Source organism: Hyphomicrobium sp. CS1BSMeth3 (assembly GCF_900117415.1).
In the GTDB taxonomy this organism is placed as follows: Bacteria; Pseudomonadota; Alphaproteobacteria; order Rhizobiales; family Hyphomicrobiaceae.
The window spans coordinates 207,359-230,515 of the sequence record NZ_FPEI01000004.1; the positions used below are offsets into that span (position 1 = coordinate 207,359).

A 23,157-nucleotide genomic window follows, 5' to 3' on the forward strand; every position below is an offset into this window, starting at 1 on the left:
GTACCGGGGTGTTGCCGAGCGGCATCACGCGTCCCAGGCGCTGGAGTATCGCACCTATGGAGGCGGATGACGAACAGGGAGCCGTGGCTCCCGCCGGGCAGTTGGCACCCGCGATTTCGCCGGGGCTGCCGGACTGCGCCGCCGCCATTCAGCCGATCGCTTTCCGCAATGAAGTCCCGGACGTCCCCCTCACCGTCGAGCCAGTTCCTCCGCCCCGCACGATCGAGCGTACGGGCGAGCGCACAGGTGAACGCAACGGCGAGCGTCACAACGGCCCGACGTACGGCGCACTCGACCTCGGCACGAACAACTGTCGCCTGCTTGTCGCGCGGCCGTCGCGGCGCGGCTTCCTCGTCGTCGATGCCTTCTCGCGCATCATCCGCCTCGGCGAAGGCGTCTCCGCGACGGGACGGCTCTCCGACGCCGCCATGCACCGCACGATCGACGCGTTGAAGATCTGCGAGGCGAAGTTACGCAAGGCAAATGTCGCGCGCTCGCGCCTCATTGCCACCCAGGCCTGTCGCGTCGCCGAGAACGGCGATGAATTCCTGGAGCGCGTGCGCCGCGATGTCGGCCTCGAGATCGAGGTCGTCTGCCGGGAGACCGAAGCGCGCCTTGCCGTCTCCGGCTGTGCCGCACTGATCGATCGTCACTGCGATCTCGTGCTCGTCTTCGACATCGGCGGCGGCTCATCGGAGCTCATCTGGCTCGACCTGAACCGGCGCCGCGACGGCTGGCGCCGTTCGATCGCCGATCGCATCGAGGCCCAGCACTGCATTGCCGCCTGGACCTCGCTGCCCGTCGGCGTCGTCACCATTGCGGAGCGCTTCGGCGGCCGCCACGTGGATGAAGATTCCTTCGAGGCCATGGTCGACTTCGTCTCCGACCTGCTGGCGCCCTTCGAGCGTGAGCACGGCTTCCGCTCCCGCATGCACAATCGGCGCGTGCACCTGCTCGGCACATCCGGCACCGTGACGACCGTCGCCGGGATCCATCTGCGCCTCCCCCGCTACGATCGCAATCGCGTCGATGGCTGCTGGCTCAAGTCGGGCCAGGTGCGCACGGTCACGGCCGATCTGCTGGCGCGCGGCTATGACGGGCGCGTCAGCGAGCCCTGCATCGGCCGCGACCGCGCCGATCTCGTGCTCGCCGGCTGCGCGATCCTCGAAGCCCTCATGCGCATGTGGCCGTGTGAGATGCTGCGCGTCGCCGACCGCGGCCTGCGCGAGGGCATTCTCGCGACGCTCATGGCCGAGGACGGCGTCTTCCGCGCTTCACGCCGCGATGGTTGGCAATAGATGACGAGCGATGGCAAGCGCAAAGGCAAGGGCACCGGCAGCGGCGGCTCTTCGACGAAGAACTTCGGTGACGCGCGCCAGCTCACGGTGCGCCTCAAGACGGCGCGCGGGCGCTCGGCCTCCTCTCAGCGCTGGCTCGAACGCCAGCTCAACGATCCTTATGTCGCCGCCGCCAAGCGGGAGGGTTGGCGCTCGCGTGCCGCTTTCAAGCTCATCGAGATCGACGACAAATATCACATCCTCAAACCCGGCCAGCGCATCGTCGACCTCGGCGCGGCGCCCGGCGGATGGACGCAGGTCGCCGCACAACGCGTGAAGGCCGTCGAAGGGCGCGGCCAGGTGATCGGCATCGACTATCTGCCCGTCGATCCCATTCCCGGCGCCACCATTCTGGAACTCGACTTCCTCGCCGACGACGCCCCCGACAAGCTCAAGGCCCTGCTGCGGGACGGCGGCGCGGATGTGGTGCTCTCTGACATGGCCGCGCCGACCACGGGTCACGCCAGCACGGACCATCTGCGCATCATGGCGCTCGCCGAGGCCGCTGCCCAATTCGCGACGGAAGTTCTGGCGCCTGGCGGCGCGTTCATTGCCAAGGTGTTCCAAGGCGGCACGGAGCGCGCGCTGCTCGATATGCTCAAGCGTGACTTCGCCATCGTGCGTCACGTCAAACCCAAGGCGAGCCGCGCCGACTCCTCCGAGCTCTACGTCCTCGCGACGGGCTTTCGCGGCCGAAGCTAACCCTCACGCGGCCGCCTGCGAGCGCGGCTCGAATTGCGCGACCACGACATAGGCGAGGAAAGCCGAGGCAAGGCCCGCCACGTACGGCGCTTGGAGCTCGAAGACATGCGAGCCGATCAGCCACACCAGCGCTCCGCTTGCCATGGAAGCGAAGGCGCTGAGCTCACCGCCGAGGCGCGTGAACAGGCCGAACACGAGCGCCACGAAAATGCCGGCGCTCGCGAACGCCGATGCCAGCTCCACGAGATCGGAAATGTGCGTCGCGCGCAGTGCCAGCAGATAGGCGATCACGCCGAGCGTCGCCACCGACGTGCGCGCGACGGTGACCTTGGTCCGCTCGGTCGCTGTCGGATGAAGCCGGAGCAGCAGGTTGTGAGAGAGCAGCGTGCCCGCGGCAAGCAGCGCGGAATCCACTGTCGTCAGAATGGCCGAGATGAGCGCGCCGACGAACAGCACGTACAGCACCGGCGGCAGGTGTCGCTCCGCGATCTCCGGCACGATCTGCTCCGAGTTCGCGATGTCGGGCACGATATGTGGCCCGACGAGCCCGAGCGTCACCGGAACGAGCGCGATCAGCAGATAGCAAGCCCCACCGAGTGTGGCACCCGTGCGTGCGACCTCCGGCGAGCGGCAGGCGAGCACGCGCGAGATCAGCTCGACAGCAACTACCGAGCCGCAGATCGGGATGGCCCATTTTTCCATGATCGCGAGCAGCGACTGCTCCGGCGGGAAGAGCACCCAGCGCGATGGCTCGATACGCGCGAGGCTCGTCGCAATCCCACCGGCTTCGGCGACGGCAACCCAACACAGCCCGGAGAGACCAGCCACGATCACCGTGCTCTGAATGGCGTCGTTGTAGGCGTCCGCGAGCAGGCCGCCGAGCACCGTGTAGCAAACGACCGCGATGACGGCGAGCGTCAACGCCGTCTCGAGCTCGATGTCTGCAGCCGAGCCGACAATCTGCCCGAAGCCGCGGATCTGTGCTGCTGCCCACAGCACTGAGCCCGGAATGAGCAGTGCTGCCGCAAGGCGCTCGATGCGTCCGGAAAATCGAAAGCGGAAGAAGTCGGCCAAAGTCTGGATGCCGCGCCGCCAGAGGCGCGCCGCAAACACGAGCCCCATGACCATGATGCCCGCGGCATAGGCAAAGGGCTCGGCTTGTGCGCCCGAAATGCCCTGCGTGTAGACGCGGCTCGCAGCGCCGATCACAACCTCGGCGCCGAACCACGTGGCGAAGATCGAGACGCTCGCCAGAGCGACGCCGAATGAGCGTCCGGCCAGCATGTAGTCGGTCTCGGTCGCGATGCGCCGCGAGACCCAGGCGCCAACCAGAATCTGCAGGCCGACATAGCCGATGATGCCCGCAACCGTCGCGTTCATGCGATCCCCCGCCTCATCCGCGCCCGGCGCAAGCATCGTTCAAATCGCGCGAAGGATGCAAGAGGCGACGACGTCACTCGGATGATCGCGTGTTCGATGCATCGTGGCTTTGCCACGAACAGGGCTGCCGCCCTGTAACCCGCTCGGGGGACACCCCCGAACCCCCGTCTTTTGTGTGTTTGGAGCGCGCGGCAAACGCGACAGGTCCCTTCTCCCCGTCCTTTACGGGGAGAAGGTTAGGATGAGGGGCCGCGACACATGAGACATCGGCATATGCCGCCGCCCCTCACCCCGACCCTCTCCCCATTGAAGGCAATGGGGAGAGAGGGAAAGTGGCGCGTCTCATACGCTGGCTGTCGCTCTGTCCGCCGCGGGCATAGCACCGCCGCAAGGTTGCGAAGCACCCCTTCCCAGCAGCCCGAGGTACACAAATAAAAGGACGGGGGTTCGGGGTCTCGTCGTGTCGAAGACACGCGCCTTCGGCACGATACGGGTTTGGACGGTAGCCCATTCGCGCCGCAGGCACGAGCTGCGATCAGAAATCCAGCGGCAGGACGCGCACGGTTTCGCCAGGCACCACGGCCGGAGATTTCGGCGAACGCACGATCAGGCAATCGGCAATGGCCAGCGGCGACAGCAGCGAGCTGTCCTGCGAGCGCACCGGCGTCACGCGCGGCAGGCCGTCGCCGTCGCCCGCGAGCGTGGCGCGCATGTAGTGCTGGCGCGGGCCGTTCGCCTCGATGGCGACGGCCGCCTCAGCAAGACGCGTCGCCTCCGATGCTTCAGCGCGCCCCGCGAGATGCTCGACCAGCGGAACGAGGAACACGCGCGCACAAACCAGCGCCGACACCGGATTTCCCGGCAGGCCGATCACGCGCAGATTGCCGAGCCGTCCGCTCATGAGCGGCTTGCCCGGTCGCATGGCGATCTTCCAGAAGGCGAGCTCCATGCCCTGCTTCGAGAGCACCGGCGCGACGAGATCATGATCGCCGACAGAAGCCCCGCCGATCGTCACCAGGATGTCCGCGTCCTTGGCGCGCGCGACATGCGCGTTGAGGCTTTCCGCAGTGTCGCGCGCAATGCCGAGCTGGATGACCTCGGCCCCAAAGCCGCGCACCATCGCGCCGACACCGAGGTGGTTCGAGGCTACGATCTGCCCTGTACCCGGCGTCTCGCCCGGCCGCACGAGCTCGTCGCCCGTGGAAAGAATGGCGACCTTCGGCCGCCGATAGACGACGACTTCGCCATGCCCCATGGCAGCCGCGAGCGAAAGCTCGCGTGGCCCGAGGCGACGGCCCGCATCCAGCAGACGCAGTCCCTCGCGGAAATCTCCTCCGCGCGGGCGAATGTGATCCGTCTGGACGTCATCGCCCTGCACGAGCACCTGAGCGCCCTCACGCGTGGTGTGCTCCTGAATGACGATGCCGTCGGCACCCTCCGGCACCGGCGCGCCCGTGAAGATACGCACGGCTTCGCCTTGTCCCACGCGGCCGAAGAACGGATGTCCTGCCGCCGACTCGCCGATCACCGTGAGCTTGGCGGGAAGCTGTGCCACATCCGCCGCGCGCACGGCATAGCCGTCCATGGCGGAGGCATCGAACGGCGGCTGCGTGAGACGCGCGGCCAGCGGCTCGGCGAGAATGCGATCGTGCGCTGCGTCGATTGTGATGCGTTCCGTGCCGAGTGGCGAAGCATCCGCGAGTATGCGGGCCAGTGCCTCTTCGACGGACAGCAACGGCGATGCCATGACCTCAGTCCTTCGTGCTGGCCGGCGCCGCGCGCCACGTGCCCGAGCGGCCGCCGGTCTTCGCGACGAGTTGCACCGGACCGATGACCATGCCGCGGTCGGCAGCCTTGAGCATGTCGTAGATCGTAAGGCACGCGACCGAGACGGCCGTCAGCGCCTCCATCTCGACGCCCGTCTGGCCGCTCACCTTGACCTCGGCCGTCACGGCAATGCCGCACGGATCGGCACTCGTCTCGAAATCGACGCTCGCCTTGGTGATCGCGAGCGGATGGCAGAGCGGGATCAGCTCGTGCGTGCGCTTGGCCGCCATGATGCCGGCGAGGCGCGCCGCAGCGAGCACATCACCTTTCTTGGCCTCACCCGTCGTGACGAGCGCCAGCGTCTCGGGCGCCATGGCAACGAAACCTTCGGCGACTGCCGTGCGCGCGGTCACGGCCTTGTCCGACACATCGACCATGACGGCATCACCCGCCTCGTTGATGTGCGAGAGGCGGCTCATGTGGCTTGCCCCGTGAGCAGCTCGCGCGTCGCAGCCGTAACGTCGTCCTTGCGCATGAGGCTCTCGCCGACGAGGAACGTGCGCACGCCGACCTTGGCGAGACGCTCGAGATCGCCGTAGTTGGCAATGCCGCTCTCGCCGATGACGATGCGATCCTTGGGCACGCGCGGGGCGAGGCGCTCGGTCGTCGCAAGCGTCGTCTCGAAGGTCTTGAGATTGCGGTTGTTGATGCCGATCAGACGGCAGGGAAGTTCGAGCGCGCGATCGAGCTCGGCATCGTCGTGCACTTCGACGATCGCATCCATGCCCCAGGCCTGGGCCGCCGCCGCGAGATCGCGTGCCACGGCATCCTCGATCTGCGCCATGATGATGAGAATGCAGTCCGCACCCCAGGCGCGCGCCTCGGCCACCTGGTAGGTGTCGAGCATGAAATCCTTGCGCAGCGCCGGCAGCCGCGTCGCCTTGCGCGCCGCGGTCAGAAATTCGGGCGCACCCTGGAACGACGGCGTGTCCGTCAGCACGGAAAGACAGGCTGCGCCACCCGCCTCGTAGGCCTTGGCGAGCGACGGGGGATCGAAGTCCGCGCGGATGAGGCCCTTGGAGGGCGAGGCCTTCTTGATCTCCGCGATCAGGGCGAACTGGCCCTCGCGGATGCGCCGATCGAGAGCCCCGGCGAACGAGCGCACAGGCGTCGCGCGCCGCGCCGCCTCCTCTATGGCCGCCTGCGGCCGGGCGCGCTTCGCCTCGGCGATCTCGGCGAGCTTGTACTTTGTGATCTTGCTGAGAATATCGCTCATGATGCCCGTATACTCCGGTCGGGCCTCGCCTTTCCAGCACCAACGATCGCCGGGGCGGACACAACGCTGGGATTGCTTAAGGTTTGCGCCTTTGCCGCACCTCGGCAGCTCGCGTATAAGCCACCACATTCACCTTACCATGGCAGGCGCGGGCAGAATGACGGAGGCAAACAGGCGCAGCACGGACTTCACGCCCGATTTCACATTGGCGCATCTGTCGGACGTGCACCTCAGCCCCCTGCCGCCCATTGGCGCTCGCCATTGGAACCTCAAGCGCCTCCTCGGCTGGCTCAACTGGCAGCGCCGCCGACGCCACCTCTACAGCCGCGACGTTCTCGACCGGATCGTCGCGGACATCGCCGAGCAGGCCCCCGACCATATTGCCGTGACCGGCGACCTCGCCAACCTCGGCCTCCCCGCCGAGCACGAGGCGGCGCTCGCCTGGCTCCGCACGCTCGGCGACGCCGAACGCGTGACCGTCATCCCCGGCAACCACGACATCTACAGCCATATCGGCGCCGACCGCGGCACGGGGCGCTGGCATCCGCACATGTCGCCGAACACCGCGGCGGCGGACTATGCGATCGCCGAAGCCCAAAGCGCGGGCATGAGCGGCGACGCGGCTTTTCCCTTCGTGCGCCGCTTCGGCAAGCTCGCGATCATCGCGCTCAACTCGGCCGTGCCGACACGCCCCTTCTATGCCATCGGCCGCATCGGCAAGGCGCAGCTCGATCGCCTCGCCCGCATTCTCGATCGGCTCGGCGCCGAGGGGCTGATGCGCGTGGTGCTCATCCACCATCCTCCGCTGCCGGGCCTCGCGAAAGCGCGCCACGATCTCCAGGATGCCGATGCGCTGGCCGAAGTTCTCGCGCGCCACGGCGCCGAGCTCGTGTTGCATGGCCACGAGCACATTTCGAGCGAGCACTGGCATCCGGCGCCCTCCGGCCATATTCCGATCATCGGCGTGCCCTCCGCCTCGCTCGCGCGCCCCTACAAGAAAGAGCCGCCGGCGCGCTATCATCTCTACCGGGTTGCCCTCGACACGAACCGCCCGAGCATCGAGCTGATCGCGCGCGGTCTCGCCGAGCCCGGCGGCCCGATCATCGAGTTGGAACGGCGGCTCATCGTGCCGGATAGTCAATAAAGGCGGGCGGGTCCGGGAAGGTGCCCCTCCCGGCAGGGGTTCAGGGGTCATGCCAGAGGCATGCGCCCCCATCGCGCCGCAGGCGCGAGCAGGGCTGCCGCCCTGCACCCGCGCGGGGGACACCCCCGCACCCCCGTCTTTTATGGATTTGGAATCAGCCGCGAGCGCACCAGTATCCCCTCTCCCCGTCCTTCACGGGGAGAGGGTTAGGGTGAGGGGCGGCGGCATACGCCGACGTCGCAAAGTGGCCGCCCCTCACCCCGGCCCTCTCCCATTGAAGACAATGGGGAGAGGAGGAAGTGCGCGTCTCACTCCCCCAACAGCTCGAGCTGGCCTCTGCTGTCCACGACGATCACCGGGCCACGGCGCTGCTCGATCCAGCCGCGCACCAGAACGCGTCGGCCAACGAGCGTACGCGGCGCAGCGCCGCCAGTCACGTGCGCGCGGTTCGGCGGAACCACGGCCGCAAGCGGATAGGCACGGCCGCGACGTGCACCGAGCGACACGAATATTTCGCCGGAGCCGCGCGAGACGCGATGCACGGTGCCGCTCACGACCTGATAGGAACCGACAGCACGCGCCCAATCGCCGCGCGAGGCCACACGCGCGCGATAAGCGGCGTTCTCCCAGAGGCCGAGGCCTTCCTCGCGCGCGCTCCGCTCCAGCCTGACCAATGCCTCGGTGCAGGCGTCGACACCAGGACGCCCATACACGCGCGCGTGGCCGCGCGAAACGAGCGCGCCCTGCAGCCAGTCTTTGCCGATGGTAACGTGGGCAAGCACATGCCCGTAGCGGTCGCTCTGCACCGTATCGTGCCAGAGCGTCACCGATTGCCCCTCGGCGAGCGCCGCGAGCGCTGCTCGCGCCTCGTTCTCCGGTGGCCAGCTTCCGGCTGCCGCACCGACATCTCCGGCCCGCGGCGCCAGGGCGCCGATCAGGCGAACGCGGCGGCCATCATCAAGCGCGAGGGTCTCGCCATCGAGCACGCGCGCAACGGCGTGCGTTTCGCCACGCGTTAGGGCACACGGCGGCGCCTCCGCATACGCAACGGTCACGAGAAATGGCAGCGCCGCGACTGTGAGCCACGCGGCGCGCATCACACTAGTGTCCCGATTCCGGAGTTCGCCTCACCTCGATGCCGGCGTTCCGAGCGAACTTCCGCATCATAAGGGACACCAGAATCACAATCTTGCTCGTGTGATGCAGTTCGAGAAATTCGCTCGGTGCCATGCCCCGGGATGTGGCGAATTTCTCGATCATCACACTAGAGCCAGCCCTTGCGCCGGAAATAGACGTAGGGGAGCACGGCCGCGAGCACCATGAGCCCAATCGCGAGCGGATAGCCCCAGGGCCAGTCCAGCTCCGGCATATGCTTGAAGTTCATGCCGTAGATCGAGGCGATGAGTGTCGGCGGCAGGAACACGACGGCAGCCACCGAGAAGAGCTTGATGATCTGGTTCTGCTCGATGTTGATCATGCCGAGCGTCGCCTCGAGCAGGAACTCGAGACGCGTGCTCAGGAAGCGCATGTTGTCGAGCAGCGAGGAAATGTCGCGCTGCGCCGACTTGATGCGCTTGCTGATCTTGGAGTCGCCGCCGCGTTCGCGCATCGCGCTCGCGAAGAAGGCCAGCACGCGATCGATGGAGAAGGCGCTTTCCTGCACGCGCGCGATGATGTCGCCTTCCTTGCCGATCGTGCGCAAAGCCACATCGAGGCGCCTGCCGCGCGTCTGCTGTCCGCCCTTGATCACGAAGACGCTCGGCGCGAGGCGATCGACATCGTCCTGGATGCGCTCGATGAGATCGGCTTGGCGATGGATCAGCGACTCGATCAGCCCGACCATGATGTCCGGCCCGCTCGCGCATGGCGCGTGGCCCTTCTCTGCCCGCGCGAGAAATATGGGAAACGCCTTGGGCTCGGCATATCGCACGGTCACCAGACGGTTGTCCGCGATGATGAAGGTGATCGACGACGCGGCTGGAACGGCCTGCTCGATGGCGTAGATGACATAGGCGGTCATGTAGACCGCGGCATTCTCGATGTAGAGGCGGTTCGAGGCCTCGATCTCGCGCATCTCGGCCCGTGTGGGGACCGAAATGCCCAGGGCCTGCTCGACGGCTGCGTCCTCCTCCGGCGTCGGGTTGAGGAGGTCGATCCAGATGGTCGCCGCCGTGATCGCATTCACATCCTTGGAGGTCGCGAGGCCGTTACCGGCGACGTCATAAAGTGTCAGCATTCCCACGGGCCTCTGCTCGAATGGCCAAACGTCCGCTCCCTATAGCGCACATGCGACAGCCGGGCGACGGTTGCGCTGAGGCTCAGGTCAGGGGGCTGGGTTGAGACGGCACGCGGCCATTGGGCGGCCGATCTGTGCGCCAGAAGAGCCAGATGAAGGCTATGAGCGACAGCCCGACGAAGAGGCCGAACGTCCAGGGCTCGGCCCCGGCGCCGAGCAGGCGGACGGCCCAATCGTTGATCTGTGGATAACGCAGGATGGCAACAGCGCTCGCGATCACGCTCGCGCCCTGGGCAATCATCTCGCGGTTCTTGTCGAGGCGGCGGAGGAAGAAGAACGGCAGCAGGATCGCCCACGGCACGATGACGAGGCTCCAGCGCAGGTGCAGCCCGCCGTGCGTCCGCCCGAACATGGCCATGCTCGTCTGGAGGTAGGCGTAGTCCATGAGCGGCCACGTCAACATGGCGAGGCCGCCGATGATGATGCCTCGTTCGATCACCGGCACGTAGTCGGGATAGAGGACGTCGATGCGCTTGCGCCAGAAGGCCAGCAGGCCGGCGATGATCACCATGACGGCGATGAAAAAGACTTTGAGCGGCAGGAAGTACTGATCGAGCTCGGCTGATCGTGAGCGGAGGCGCCGGTCATCCTGAAGCGTGCGAACCTCGGCGGCGAAGGCCTTCTGCACGTCGCAGCACTGTCGCGCATCGAGGAGCGTATCGGCGGGGAAGCAGTAGCGCTTCTCGCGATACTCCAGCGGGCGCTCGAGGAGCGGATCCGGGCTGCAGTTGCGCGTGAACTCGGCAAAGCCGACGCGCTTGCGCCCATGTGCGCGCAACTGCTCGAGCGCCGTCAGGATCGGCACGCGCTGACAGGTCGAGCTGGTGCCATCAACAGATGTGCAGGGAACCGGGCTGCCCTTGTCGCGCGCGAGCGCCGAGGGTTGAACCTCCCAGACGCCGCGCAGATCCGTACTGTCAATCTGCTGCGCAACCCACCATGAGGCCCCGATCAGAAGCGCGAACCAGAGGAGGAAGCGAAATTTTCCGAACCTGACACCGGCATCCTTGGCCCAGTACAGGTGCGTGAAAATGACCGAAGGCCAGTAGAAGGCGGCCAGAACCACGATGCCGAAAGTCGGGAAGAAGACGAAGAGGTGGCTGTGGGCGAGCGCCATCGACAGCCAGTCCAGGTCCTTGAACTCGGCGATCATCGTGGCAGTGGAAGCGACGAAGCTGGCCGCCAGGGCCGCGTACACGACGGCCACGAAAAGATGAGCGCCCCACATAACCCCCTCCCACCACGCACGCTGGCCCAGCCTTCCGGCCAGTGCCTACACCCCCGCCGAGTACTACAACATTCTTGCGACGGCGGCACAACGGGAGAGGCCTGCGTGCCTATGGCACTGTGGCTCCGACGGAACATCACGCCCGTATCGATGACGACGTCGTGAAAAAGTTCGTGGCCGCCGCCCCGACTGGCAGGATCGGGGCAGCGGCCAATGTCCGCGGGAAGAGGGCCATGCGGTCGGGCATTCAAGGCTCTTGGACGAGCATGGAGGGACGCGTGGGATTGCCCATCCGGAACCTAAGCCCTGGCGGGGGGTCGACCGCCTTCCGCTGGCTTCGCTGTGCCGCGGACCAAAACGACATAAAAAATTGCACCTCCTTTCGCGTGGGCGCGATAAGTGTCTCGCCTGGAGCCGGTCCGCCACAGGGGTACGCAGATGGCGTCCGGCCGGCTGGTTTGGGGAGCGGCGCCCAGCCGGGCGAGGTCGTGGTGTCATTGGCCGCTACGTGATTTCCGCCACACGCTAAGGTTGACATCAATCCCTGAATACATTCTAAACGTGCACAACTTTAATCTTCTCCACCGGCAGTTGCATTTCTGCCTCGGCCGCACCCGCAGGGGGACCGACTCGGCGGCAGCAGGGTCTGGGGTCGAAGCGGATGCCTGCGGTGCCTGCACCTGATGCCGCACGCTGCGGACAAGGGGGCTGAAGAGCATTGCCAATCAGCCTCGCCGCGGCTATGGACTGCTCACCATTCCGGCGCGCCCCGAGCGCAGCCGCGTGCCGCAATAGCTCAGCCGGTAGAGCATCGCATTCGTAATGCGGGGGTCGGGGGTTCGAGTCCCTCTTGCGGCACCATCACACACGGCTCAAACCCTTGCTCCCAGTGAGTAACTGGCAACGGCTGAGCTAGTCCGTTTGGATGTTCCGGCATCCTGCGTCGGGTTCTTTCAAGCCAGTAACGTGCAACCCCGCACCTGTCGGCGAACACTCAAATGAGCGATGCGCATCTGCGCACGCCTGGAGGCACGTTCAATCCGGACGCAGGACGAACGGACCGGGATTGCAGCCGGCACGCTCCCCTTCGCAGACTCATTTCTGCGCAATGGCGGTGCAAGCAGGACGTTCGGACGGCCAGCGTTTATTGAAACGACCAAAGTCGTTGCTCGGCCCTTGTCTCTCGGGGCTCGCCTTCAGACAGGAGCCGGCGTTGCGCCGGGAGCGCCGATGTTCATAGCCTTCTCGGGTCCGCCGAACCGCGCGACTAGCGCCGCTTGATCGGCCTTGGCGCGTGCGTCTGTCGTCTCGGGATCGACGAGCGTCCTGAGAACGGCCTCGAAGCTCGAGACGACGGACGCGTATTTTGGATCGGATGCAAGATCGTGCGCCTCGCCTGGATCGACGCGAAGGTCGAACAGCTCGGCGGGATAACCGACGTAGTAGTTGTACTTGTAGTGCCCGTTGCGCAGCATGAATGCCGCCGAAGGCGAGCCGAAGGCGTGATACTCGGAGAATACGGTGCGCTTCGGATCGTCGGCTGTGCTGCCGATCTCGAACAGGGAGCGGCCCGGCAGGGGGATTTCGGACCAGGCACATGCGTCCTCGCCGACGGCGTCCATGATGGTCGGCGCTAGATCGATAAGACTGACCGGCGTGTGGCACACGCGACCGGCGGCTACGTCAGGGCCGGCAACGATCATCGGCACGCCCACGGCATCGTCGTAGTGCGTGCTCTTGCCCCACATGCCGCGCGCACCGATGTTGTCACCGTGATCGCTCGTGTAGATCACGCGCGTCGTATCGCTGAGCCCACTGCGTTCCAGTGCGCCGATGACCCGCCCCACCTGTCGGTCGACCCATGTGCAGAGACCGTAATAGCAGGCCGTTGCGAGGAGCCGGCGCTCGTCATCCAGTCCATCGTCCACAGGATGACGGCAGTGACTATCCTCGAGCCATGGATGACGCGGAAAGCCGTTCTTGGGATGCAGCCGCGGATAGGGCATCCGGTCGACGGGATAGAGATCGAGTATGTCCTGCGGGACCATCAGCGGGAAATGGGGAGCCACGAAGCCGATGTAGAGCACCCACGGGCGCTCGTGCTTCTCGCCGGCGGCGCGCTCGATCCAGGTCTCGGCCTCGGTCGCGATCCGATCGTCGTAAATGTTGTACTTCGACGTGCCGGCGCCCATCGGGTTCATCATGACATGCGCGCGCTCACTGAAATCGGCCTTGCCGTCGCGCAGCGCGCCCCAGACCATGCCATAGCCGCCATAGATGTGCATGGGATGATACTGATGGTCGAAGCCGGTCGGGTCTTCGGCATTGCGATAGTGCAGCTTGCCGATCGAATCTACGCGGTGCCCGGTCCGTTGCAGCGCATGTCCCCAGCCCGGCACCGAGCCGTCATAGGCCGTGGCATTATCCCACGTCCCGAGCTCATGCACGTAGCGGCCCGTCGCGAACGAGGCGCGCGAGGGAACGCATATCGGGCAGTTGCAGTAGGCCGCGTCGAAAAGTGTGCCGCGCGCGGCGAGCCGGTCGAGGTTTGGCGTTTGCACGAACGGGTGGCCTGCCGCGCCCATGGCGCGCGGGTGATGCTCGTCCGACATGATGACAACGAGATTGTGAGGATGCATTGCCTGTCCGTGACTGATGTTCGAGGTGCCGTGCTTTTGGATGGATGAAGCCCACTAGATGTCATACGCGAGACGAAACCCAACATGCCCGGTAGAGCTGTCGGGGCTCACGCCGGTTCGCGCCGCTATGCGGTAGCGGTAGCAATACGATCGATGGCAGAGGTACGAGCCGCCCTTGAGCACGCGCTCGCCGTTGGCGTGCGCCGCCTCGTTGCGCCGGCGGGCATTGCGTGAGAGGGAGCGTACGCGGAACGCGTCGGCGCACCACTCCCAGGCATTGCCGACCATGTTGAAGAGGCCGACGCTGTTCGGTGCGAAACTGTCAACGGGAGCCGTGCCGCCAAAACCATCCTTGCGGGCATTGTGCGCGGGGAAATCGCCCTGCCAGATGTTGCAGGGCTGGAAGTCCTTGTCATCCGGTTCTTGATCTCCCCAAGGGAAGCGCGCAGCCTGAAGCGTGCCGCGCGCGGCGCACTCCCACTCTGCCTCGGCCGGCAATCTGCCACCTGCCCAGGCGGCAAACGCGACGGCGTCGTTCCAGGAGATGTGCACGACGGGATGATTGGAACGTTCGGCAATCGAGGCATCCGGCCCTTCGGGATGGCGCCAGCAGGCGCCGTCAATGCGCCGCCACCATGAGGGCGCACCCGGCGCGTCGGGACCTGCAGGTGCGGCGGGGACGAAGTCCTTGAACACGAGTGACCAGCCGAAGCGCTCAGCATCGGTGCGATAGCCGGTCTCACTTACGAACTCGGCAAACCATGTGTTGGTGACGGCAAACGGATCGATGGCGAACGGCTTTACTGCGACGAGGCGGGAAGGGCTTTCTCCATCCTGCGGCAGCGGGCTGTCGTCCTCTCCAATACGTATTCGACGGCCACCATCGATGCGCACCGCGCGATCGGGTATGCGCGCAGCTCGGCTGGCGACCGACACACCCACCGGCAATCTCGGCGCACCGCGCGACGAGCCCGCGCTGCAGCACGTTCCTGTCGCGGATGCGATGCTCGTCGGTAGTTGATCCAAGTCGAGGCCCTAGTTGTAAACCGGCTTTGTCCCGGGCACAGGCGAATAGCCGAAGCTTCCTTTTGCGAGAATGGCCTCCCGGCCTCCGAGTGCAGCAATCTTCGCGCCTTGATCCTTGCGTGCCTGCGCGTCTGCCGCTTCGGGATCGACGATCTTTCGCAAAGCTGCTTCGCAGTCCGCAACAAAGCCGCGGTATCCCGCATCCTGACCAAGATCGCGCGTTTCGTACGGGTCGGCTTCAAGATCGAACAACTGCGGCGGCATGCCGACGTAGTAGACGTACTTGAACCTGCCGTGCCGGATCATGAAGGCGCCGGTGGCCGCGCCTGCGGCATGATACTCGCTGAGCACCGTGCGCTGCGGTGCCTTGCCGCTGACGATGTCGAGGAGCGGCGCACCAGGCAGACCGGCATCGTCGGGATGCGGCGCGAGCCCTGCGCAGTCGATGATGGTCGGGAAGCAGTCGACGAGGGTTACAGGCTCGCGGCATACGACGCCCTGCGGCACATCCGGACCGGCCATGATCATCGGCACGGCCGCGGACTCCTCGTACATGTTCGACTTGCCCCAGAGGCCGCGCGTACCGAGGTTATCGCCGTGATCACTCGTGTAGATGATGCGGGTATCGCCGGACAGCCCATTGTCCTCAAGAGCTTTCATCAGGCGTCCGACGTTATTGTCGACGAAGCTGACGAGGCCGTAGTAGGCAGCGATCGCCTTGCGCACCTTGCTCGGGTCATCAAAACCCTGATCGTAAATCTGGCAGGCGCGCATTGCATTGACGTACGGATGGTCGGGCCGCTCGGCTTCGGTATAAAGCCCAGGCCACGGCACCTTGTCCTCGGGATAGAGATTGTACCATTCGGGGCGTGCGATCAGCGGGAAGTGCGGGCACACGAGCGACACGAAGAGCGTCCAGGGCTTGTCGTCCTTCTGCGCAGCGCGCTCGCCCAGCCAAGTCTCGGCGGCGGCCGTGATGCGATCGTCGTAGCCCTGGTAGGTGGAGTCGCCGCAGCCGGCGTCCGCTGCCAACCTCAACGCAGCCTTCCGTGGAGGTGGAGGATCGCGCAGCATTCCGATCGGGTCGCCGATACCTTCCACGACGTGCAGCGGCATGTGCTCCTTGGTGAAACCGTTGTCCTCGTCAGCACTGCGGAAGTGCAGCTTGCCGATCGAGTCCACGCGATGGCCTGCGGCCTTCAGACGGTGCGCCCAGGACGGCACACTGCCGTCGTACGGATTGCCGTTGTCCCAAAAGCGAATGTCGTGGACGTACCGTCCCGTCTGGAAGCTCGCCCGCGACGGCACGCAGATGGGCGAATTGCAGTAGGCATCCGTAAAGTGAACGCCGCTCGCCGCCAGGCGGTCGAGATTGGGCGTGCGGATCAGCGAATTTCCGTTGCACCCGAGGACGCGCTTGCTGTGCTCGTCCGACATGATGAACAGCAGGTTTCTGGGCTTCTTGCTCATGGGCTGACCCTATTGGCTCGTATCGCCTTGCATGGCGACGCACTCGGTGATCGGGACGATGAGATTGACGTTTGCACCTGGCTCGAACGCCTGCTGGCGGTCGCCCTGCACGCGCATGAGCGATCCGCTGACATCGACCTGATGGTCGACGATGTTGCCGAGGAACGTGCTTTCGACGAGCTTGCCTGCGAGCACGTTATTGCCGGCCACGGGTGCAGCCTCGCCAAGCCGGATGGCCTCAGGCCTGATGGCGACGACGATCGCGCCGTTTGGATCGATACCGTCGCTCGTGCAGGCCTCGATCGTCTGCTCGCCAATGCGGACGCGGGCGCTGGTGCCCCGGCGCTCGACGAGCTTGCCCGGCACCTTGTTGACGAGGCCCATGAAGTCGGCGACGAAAATGTTGGCCGGCCGCTCATAGACGTCACGTGGCGCGCCCACTTGCTGCACGGTCCCCTGGTTGAAGACGACGATGCGATCCGACAGCGCCATGGCCTCCGCCTGATCGTGCGTCACATAGATGAAGGTGATGCCGGTCCGGCGCTGGAGCGTCTTGAGCTCGGTGCGCATGCGCTCGCGCAGCTTGGCGTCGAGATTGGACAGCGGCTCGTCGAGCAGAAGAATGGACGGTTCGACCACGAGCGACCGCGCGAGCGCGACGCGCTGCTGCTGACCGCCCGAGAGCTGACCGGGATGGCGCTTTTCCAGTCCGCGCAGACCCACGGCATCCAGGATGCGCGACACGCGCTCGCCGATCTCCGCGCCCTCGACTTTCAAGAGGCGCAGTCCGAAGGCCACGTTTTCGAACACCGACATGTGCGGCCAGACGGCATAGTTCTGGAACACCATGCCCATGCGCCGATGCTCGGGCGGAACGACGGCTTGCGGGGAAGAGAGCAGCTTGCCACCGACATGGATGGTGCCACTGTCGGGCGTGAGAAAGCCCGCGAGCGTGCGCAGCATCGTGGTCTTGCCGCAGCCCGACGGACCGAGGAACGTCACGAACTCGCGTTCCTCGATCGCCAGCTCGATGCCGCTCAAGGCCTTGAAGCTGCCGAAGCGCTTGTCGATGCCCGCGATATCTATGAATGCCATCGTATCAACCTCGTACCGCGGGAGTTTCGCTGGACGACCAGCTCGAGCCGGAGAGCCAGCTGACGAGCGCAGCGAGCGTGAGCACGACGACGATCGTAAAGACCGCGAGCGCCGACACGACCTCTAGCTGACCGAGGTCATTGAGCCGATAGATGGCGATGGCGATGGTCTCCGTGCCGCCGGTGTAGAGAAGGATCGTCGCACTGAGCTCGCCAAATGCCGGAATGAACACGAGCAGGAATGCAACGAGCAGGCCGGGGCGCGACAGCGGTACGAGAATGCGCCGGATCACGTGAAACCATGAGGCGCCGGTGATGCGGCCTGCTTCTTCGAGCGAGGGGTCGATCTGGCGGAACGTCGCGTTGGCGCTACGTGTCGCCAGCGGAATGAAGCGTGCGACGTAGGCAGCGAGCAGAATCCAGATTGTGCCGTAAATGGGAATGGGCAGCCGTATGAAGGCGAGGAGAATGCCGACGGCCATGACCGTTCCTGGCAGACCAAGCGGAAGGATGGCGAGATAGTCGAGCACGCGCCGCCCGCGGACATTCGTGCGCAGGTCCAGGTAGGCGACGGCAGCGCCGATCAGCACGGCGATGGCCGCCGCGGACGTCGCCAGCTTGAAGCTGTTGATGATACCTCGCACCGCGACCTGATCGAGGAACAGGGCCGTATGAAAGTGCTCGAGCGTCAGGTTGCTGAGCGACAGCGGATCGGTCCAGCTCTTGGAGAAGGCATTCAGGGTGAGGATGCCAACCGGCGCGATCGCGCTGAAAAAGACGATGGTGAGGCAGAAGGCAAGGAGTGCCCATCGCGCAGGACCGAGGTTGAGGAGCTGCGTGCGCACACCCTTCCCGCTGACGGTGACATAGGAGCGCCGTTCCAGGTAACCCCGCTGCAATGCCAGCCCGGCGACGGTCAAAAAGACCAGCAGCAGGGATAGCGCCGAGGCTTCGGCCCAGCGTGGCGGGTAGCTGCCGATCGTGGCGTAGATGCGGGTCGGCAGGAACACGATCTGCGCCGGTGTGCCGATGATGGCCTGTGGACCGAACAGCGCGAGTGAATCGATCGCCGACAGCAGCGCGCCGCCCGTGATCGCGGGCGCGACCAGCGGCAGATTTATGCGCAGTGTCGTCTGCCAGCGCTTCGCACCGAGCACCTGCGCCGACTCCTCGAGAGAGGCATCGACGGATTTCAAGGCGCTGTAGGTGAGAAAATACGTGAAAGCGAACACGTGGATGCCGATGACGAAGATCACGCCCGGCATGCTGAAGATGTTGAGCGGCCCGCTCTCGAAGCCGAAAAGACCTTGCAGCAAGCGGTTGAAGTGCCCCGCTTCCGGTCCGAGCAGGAAGATGTAGGCAAGAGCCGTAAGATACGGCGGCATGATGTAGGAGAGCGCCACCAGCGCATGGATCACGTAGCGCAACGGCATGTTGGTGCGCGACGTGGCCCAGGCGAGGGGCACGCCGATCAACACGCTCATGACTCCGGTGCCGAGGGCGAGCTGCAGCGTATTGACGAGCGCGGCGTAGTTCTGCGGCCGCGCGAACGCACGCTGAAGATGCTCGAGACCAAGCGACTGGGGTGCGCCGAGCGAGCCCAGGAAGAGCCACAGCAGCGGATAGCCGACGAGGAAGAGCAGCAATGCTACCGCAAAGCCCAGAACCAGGCCTTGGAAGCTTATCTTGCTCGCGATGGAGCGCCCGTTTGCACGATCGGCAACGGCGGCAGGTGCAGCAGCTTGCATTCTTGGCTATTCCCTGACGCGCAGCATCTGCGTCAATTTCCCCATTCGCCGCCGAATGTCGCCGCCAGGCGATCGAGGATCTGGGACTTGTTCTTCTTGTACTCGACGTGGTCGGGGGCGATGAGCTTGATCTTCGAAAGAGGCACGCTGCCCTCGGGCGGCTCGACATCGGTCCGGCTCGAGTACTTGCCTCCTTTGACGAGGATCGCTTGCCCCTCGGGGCCCATCCACCATTCATAGTAGAGTGCTGCCGCATGCGGTCGCGCCGAGCTTTTCAGCAGCCCGCAAGCACCCACTTCCGTCGGGACGCCTTCCGCAGGGAACAGGTAGTCAGTGGGCTTTCCCTGGCGCTTGGAACGCCAGGCAATGTTGTCGTTCTGCAAGAAGCCGGCGCCGCGTTCGCCGCGCTCGAGAACTTGCGCGATGACCTGCGGCGTTTGCACGCGCAGTGGTTTGGTTGCCGCGAGCTTCTTCAGCAGGTCCCAGCCAAAATTGCTGGCAAGCGTATAGAGACGCGGTGCGCCATCGCCGGAGGAGCTCGAGAAATAGACGAGGCGACCGCTTGCCTTCGTCAGATCTTCCCAGGTCGAAGGCGGCGCCGAACCGAACTCCTTGGTGTTGTAGTGGATCACTGCCTGCGTGAGCCGATCGGCAATCCAGGTGCCGTCGGGATCGCGCAGTTCCTTGGCAATGGGATCCATCGCAGGAGACTTGAACGGCTTGAGCAACCCCCGCTCTTTCATGAGCATGAGACCGGCGACGTCAGACGCATCGACCATGTCTGCTTGCGATCTGCCGGCATCGGCCTCCGCAAGCACCTTCCCGGTAACGTCCGAGGAGCCGCCGCGGAAGTACTGGACCTCGATGCCGTATTTCTTGGTGAACGCAGCGTTGATCGCATCGACGATCTGCGTGTCGAGGCTGGTGTAAAGAACAACCTTGCCCTCGGCCTTGGCCTTCTCGACATCGATCTGACCGGCGTCGGATGGACCTGCAGCCTGGCTCCACGCGTGGCCGGCTATGAACGGAGCCGTACCAGCCGCGGCCAATCCTTTGAGTACCGAGCGTCGCTCAATGCTCATGCCATTTCCTCCCGGCAAAAGTCGGTCGCAAATGCTTTGGCGCCCCGCCCATGGCCGCGGCGTGCTTTGCGTTTGTTGCTTTATTGGTGGAGCACTTGCCTGAACGCGACAAGTGACGCAAAGTCTCTCAATCCATGACCAAGAGACATAGATATGGACTACCGCCAGCTCCAACTATTTCTCGCAACTGCGGAACGCTTGAACCTCAGCCACGCGGCCGAGGCCATGAGCATGACGCAGTCCGGGCTCTCCAAAAGCATGCACCGGCTGCAGCAGGAAATGGGCACCCGCCTCTATCATCGGCGCGGCCGGGGCATCGAGCTGACGGAGTCAGGGCGCGCGCTCGCCAAACATGCGAGGCTGATCGAGAGCCAACTCGCGGATGCCCGGATCGAGGTCGTCGGGATAGCCAGTGGCAGGTTCGGGCAGGCCCGGATCGGGGCTGGCCCGTCCTGGCTCAGTCGTCATCTTCCGGCTGCCATTGCGCGTGTCATGGAAATCAACGCCAATATACGCTTCACCGTCGATACGGGCTTTCCGGGTCGGCTTATCCAGCGCCTGCGGCAAGGCGAACTCGATGTCGTTATCGGCGGGCTACCTGATAACCGGGTGGATCCTGATCTGCGCTTTTCGCGTCTGACCGCTGACGTCATCAAGGTCATCGGCCGCAAGGATCATCCGCTGTTAAGAAAGCAGGAGCGGTCGCTCGCCGACTATGCAGGCCAGCGTTGGGTTCTTCCCGGTCCCCGGGAGCTTATTCGCCAGCGCTTGGTTCAGGTCTTTGCTCAAGCTGGTCTGCCCGAGCCGGAAATTGGCGTCGAGACGGATTCCCTCTCGCTGAAGCTCGCCATGCTGAAAGCCTCGGATTGCATCGGGATGTTGACCACGCAGATGCTCCGGTTCTACAGCGCGCAAGGCATTGTTTCTATCGACCATGCTCAGCTCCAGTTCCGGCGCGAGGCGGGCATAATCCGCCGTCGCTACTCGGACATGTCGCCGTCGGTGAAGCTCCTGAGCGCAGAACTCCGCAAGGTCGCCGTGAAGTATGGGCCGACCTGATGCGGCGGGCGCCTTGCCGTCGAGAGCAGTAAGCCTCAATCCTGAGCGCATGGCCGAAGCCTCAAGGAAGCAAAGCCAAGCGCATCTAACATTCCGGATAGCCAATCGGGCCTCGTCGGAGCGGGTCGCACTCGTCGAGGTGAGCGGACGGAATACGAATCCATTCCGCAACGCTGACCGACGTCGCCAAGCGCTGTGGGTTTGGCGGCACGAGCCAGTTCAGCCGGGCATTCCGCGCGCGCTTCGGCTTGCCGCCGCGTCAGTATCGAGCGCTCGTCCGCCAACAGGATCGCGATTGGCACGAAGCACGGCTCGGGGCCGATGGCTTCGATCGGGATGCCTTGTTTTGGCGACACCCGGGATCGACCGGTTCGAAATAGTCCAGGCGGCTTGAACCCCTGCGCGTCGGCTCACCGCTTCGCCCTCTGATGGCCGCCTTGCAGCCCAACGCACGCCCCAATCAGCGCCTCACTATCCGGCGGGATATGTGGGTTTCCTGCACTGGCGGGGTCTCGGGTTGCATCCGATACTCCTCCCGGGACACTGCCAATTCACGTCACGAGCCTGTCTCATGCGCATCGGCGCCGGAGCCGTCTGTGCGGCCGTCGTAGTGGCCGCTGTCAGTGCTGTTTCTTCCTCCCCCATGTCCGCCAGCGAGGGCATTCTTTGGGAGAAGGATGGCTGGCGCGTGCGGACGCTTGCATCCTCCACCTCTGCTCAGGGTTGTCAGGCCGTCAAAGCCCCCACCAGCGCGCCCGACGCGAGCGGCGCTGCGGCCTGGGGTTTCATCGGCACCGTCGACGGACGCCTGAGCCTCGCGATGGTCGGGCCGGCCGCCGAGAGAATGATCGGCAAGAAAGTCACCATCACGGTGGACGATTGGCGTTTGCCCCCTGCCGTCCCGCGGCGCCTCTCGCGTGATCTCGCAGTGATCGGGGAGCTTCCGGCGAAGCAGATGAGCCGTATTGCCGCCGCCCGCTGGCTCACCATCTCCACGACGACCGCCAAAGCCCGGTACCGGATGACCGGCGCCGAAGCTGCCCTTTCCGCTGTCTCTCTCTGCGCCAATGCCATCCGCGCGGCAGGCGCCAAGCCCCCGGCCACGCCGCGTTCTGTCAACCGGGACACCAAGTCCGAGACCTCCCCGCGCATGTCCGCCGGCACCGGCTTCTATGTATCGGCGTCCGGCGACGTGCTCACCAATGCTCACGTCGTCGAAGGCTGCTCCGCCATCGGCATCAAAGGGCACGGGGACACCGGCTTCCGGGCTGTGCGCGTACGCGCCTCCGACATCAAGCACGACCTGGCCCTGCTCGGGACGCTCATGCCGCCAATCAACCCGCCCGCCGTGCTCGCATGGCGCCGCGAGACGAGGCTTGGTGAGTACATTTCCATTTTCGGTTTTCCCTACATGGGAAGGCTCGCCTCCGCGGGCACTTTCTCGCGTGGCGATATCGCAGCGCTCGCCGGCATGAATGACAACGATGCCCAGTTTCAGCTCTCCGCCCCCGTGCAGCCGGGAAACAGCGGCGGCCCTGTCGTGGACGAGCGGGGGCACGTCGTCGGCGTCGTCGTGGGGCGGCTCAATCCGCTGGCGATGGTGCGGGAGAAGGGCGACTTTCCCCAGAATGTGAACTTCGCGATCAAGTCGGCCCACGCAATTCCGTTCATGGAGGCGCACGGCATTGCCGTCGCCGCGGCCGAGCCGAACGCGCCCCGCTTGAGCGGCCCCGATGTTGCCGAGCGCCTGCGCAGCGGTGCTGTGCTCGTGATGTGCGCGGGAGGCCTGGAGACGAGTAGCCGCTGAATGCGGCCGAGCCTCCAGAAACGCCGAAGCCCGGCGAGCTGAGGGGGAAAGCTCACCGGGCCGGGCTGAGAAGAACGCTCCATCGACGGGGGGAGGCTCGGA

At 65.3% G+C, this 23,157-nt stretch carries 18 protein-coding genes and 1 tRNA gene; 6 read left to right on the plus strand and 13 right to left on the minus strand.

What is annotated here, in order from left to right:
- Positions 1 to 56: 56 nt before the first annotated feature.
- Positions 57 to 1,298 (plus strand): Ppx/GppA phosphatase family protein, encoded by a 1,242-nt coding sequence (locus tag CS1BSM3_RS05200; RefSeq protein ID WP_143149082.1) that lies wholly within the window; start codon positions 57 to 59, stop codon positions 1,296 to 1,298.
- Positions 1,299 to 2,039, plus strand: coding sequence for an RlmE family RNA methyltransferase (locus tag CS1BSM3_RS05205; protein ID WP_083528296.1), 741 nt, complete (start codon positions 1,299 to 1,301; stop codon positions 2,037 to 2,039).
- A gap of 3 nt (positions 2,040 to 2,042) precedes the next feature.
- Here the strand turns inward: CS1BSM3_RS05205 and CS1BSM3_RS05210 are convergent, their stop codons facing one another.
- The 4 genes from CS1BSM3_RS05210 to trpC form a co-directional block, all read right to left on the minus strand.
- On the minus strand, positions 2,043 to 3,419 hold the full coding sequence (locus CS1BSM3_RS05210) for a high affinity choline transporter 1 (RefSeq protein WP_072386697.1): 1,377 nt from the start codon (positions 3,417 to 3,419) through the stop codon (positions 2,043 to 2,045).
- A gap of 535 nt (positions 3,420 to 3,954) precedes the next feature.
- The gene (gene glp, locus CS1BSM3_RS05215) at positions 3,955 to 5,166 is read right to left on the minus strand and encodes a molybdopterin molybdotransferase MoeA (RefSeq protein WP_072385970.1); all 1,212 of its coding nucleotides are present in this window, start codon (positions 5,164 to 5,166) and stop codon (positions 3,955 to 3,957) included.
- A gap of 4 nt (positions 5,167 to 5,170) precedes the next feature.
- Complete coding sequence (gene moaC / locus CS1BSM3_RS05220; RefSeq protein WP_072385971.1) at positions 5,171 to 5,665, minus strand: cyclic pyranopterin monophosphate synthase MoaC; 495 nt, start codon at positions 5,663 to 5,665, stop codon at positions 5,171 to 5,173.
- A complete protein-coding gene (gene trpC, locus CS1BSM3_RS05225; protein ID WP_072385972.1) occupies positions 5,662 to 6,462 on the minus strand; it encodes an indole-3-glycerol phosphate synthase TrpC in 801 nt (266 codons plus the stop codon). The genes moaC and trpC overlap by 4 nt, the downstream gene beginning before the upstream one ends.
- Positions 6,463 to 6,619: 157 nt before the next feature.
- Between trpC and CS1BSM3_RS05230 the strand changes: the two genes are divergently transcribed.
- A complete protein-coding gene (locus CS1BSM3_RS05230; protein ID WP_072385973.1) occupies positions 6,620 to 7,606 on the plus strand; it encodes a metallophosphoesterase family protein in 987 nt (328 codons plus the stop codon).
- Between the two features lie 308 nt (positions 7,607 to 7,914).
- Here the strand turns inward: CS1BSM3_RS05230 and CS1BSM3_RS05235 are convergent, their stop codons facing one another.
- The 3 genes from CS1BSM3_RS05235 to CS1BSM3_RS05245 form a co-directional block, all read right to left on the minus strand.
- Entirely contained in the window at positions 7,915 to 8,703 is a 789-nt protein-coding gene (locus CS1BSM3_RS05235; protein ID WP_143149083.1) for a thermonuclease family protein, read from the minus strand.
- Between the two features lie 167 nt (positions 8,704 to 8,870).
- A complete protein-coding gene (locus tag CS1BSM3_RS05240; RefSeq protein WP_072385975.1) occupies positions 8,871 to 9,842 on the minus strand; it encodes a magnesium transporter CorA family protein in 972 nt (323 codons plus the stop codon).
- A gap of 82 nt (positions 9,843 to 9,924) precedes the next feature.
- A complete protein-coding gene (locus CS1BSM3_RS05245) occupies positions 9,925 to 11,130 on the minus strand; it encodes a hypothetical protein (protein ID WP_072385976.1) in 1,206 nt (401 codons plus the stop codon).
- 785 nt (positions 11,131 to 11,915) lie between these two features.
- Here CS1BSM3_RS05245 and CS1BSM3_RS05250 point away from each other — a divergent pair.
- Positions 11,916 to 11,991: transfer RNA gene (locus CS1BSM3_RS05250), tRNA-Thr, on the plus strand.
- Positions 11,992 to 12,326: 335 nt separating this feature from the next.
- Here CS1BSM3_RS05250 and CS1BSM3_RS05255 read toward each other — a convergent pair.
- The 6 genes from CS1BSM3_RS05255 to CS1BSM3_RS05280 all read right to left on the minus strand — a co-directional run bounded on the left by CS1BSM3_RS05255 (position 12,327) and on the right by CS1BSM3_RS05280 (position 20,189).
- Positions 12,327 to 13,769, minus strand: coding sequence for a sulfatase-like hydrolase/transferase (locus CS1BSM3_RS05255; RefSeq protein ID WP_072385977.1), 1,443 nt, complete (start codon positions 13,767 to 13,769; stop codon positions 12,327 to 12,329).
- A 54-nt stretch (positions 13,770 to 13,823) separates the two neighbouring features.
- The gene (locus CS1BSM3_RS05260) at positions 13,824 to 14,711 is read right to left on the minus strand and encodes a formylglycine-generating enzyme family protein (RefSeq protein WP_244540428.1); all 888 of its coding nucleotides are present in this window, start codon (positions 14,709 to 14,711) and stop codon (positions 13,824 to 13,826) included.
- A gap of 93 nt (positions 14,712 to 14,804) precedes the next feature.
- On the minus strand, positions 14,805 to 16,265 hold the full coding sequence (locus CS1BSM3_RS05265) for a sulfatase-like hydrolase/transferase (protein ID WP_072385979.1): 1,461 nt from the start codon (positions 16,263 to 16,265) through the stop codon (positions 14,805 to 14,807).
- A gap of 9 nt (positions 16,266 to 16,274) precedes the next feature.
- Complete coding sequence (locus CS1BSM3_RS05270; protein WP_072385980.1) at positions 16,275 to 17,360, minus strand: ABC transporter ATP-binding protein; 1,086 nt, start codon at positions 17,358 to 17,360, stop codon at positions 16,275 to 16,277.
- Between the two features lie 4 nt (positions 17,361 to 17,364).
- Entirely contained in the window at positions 17,365 to 19,107 is a 1,743-nt protein-coding gene (locus tag CS1BSM3_RS05275; protein ID WP_072385981.1) for an ABC transporter permease, read from the minus strand.
- Positions 19,108 to 19,139: 32 nt separating this feature from the next.
- On the minus strand, positions 19,140 to 20,189 hold the full coding sequence (locus CS1BSM3_RS05280) for an ABC transporter substrate-binding protein (RefSeq protein ID WP_072385982.1): 1,050 nt from the start codon (positions 20,187 to 20,189) through the stop codon (positions 19,140 to 19,142).
- Positions 20,190 to 20,342: 153 nt separating this feature from the next.
- Between CS1BSM3_RS05280 and CS1BSM3_RS05285 the strand changes: the two genes are divergently transcribed.
- Positions 20,343 to 21,248: a LysR family transcriptional regulator gene (locus CS1BSM3_RS05285; RefSeq protein ID WP_072385983.1), complete on the plus strand. Its 906-nt coding sequence runs from the start codon at positions 20,343 to 20,345 to the stop codon at positions 21,246 to 21,248.
- Between the two features lie 571 nt (positions 21,249 to 21,819).
- Positions 21,820 to 23,055, plus strand: coding sequence for a S1 family peptidase (locus tag CS1BSM3_RS05295; RefSeq protein WP_072385984.1), 1,236 nt, complete (start codon positions 21,820 to 21,822; stop codon positions 23,053 to 23,055).
- Positions 23,056 to 23,157 lie beyond the last annotated feature (102 nt).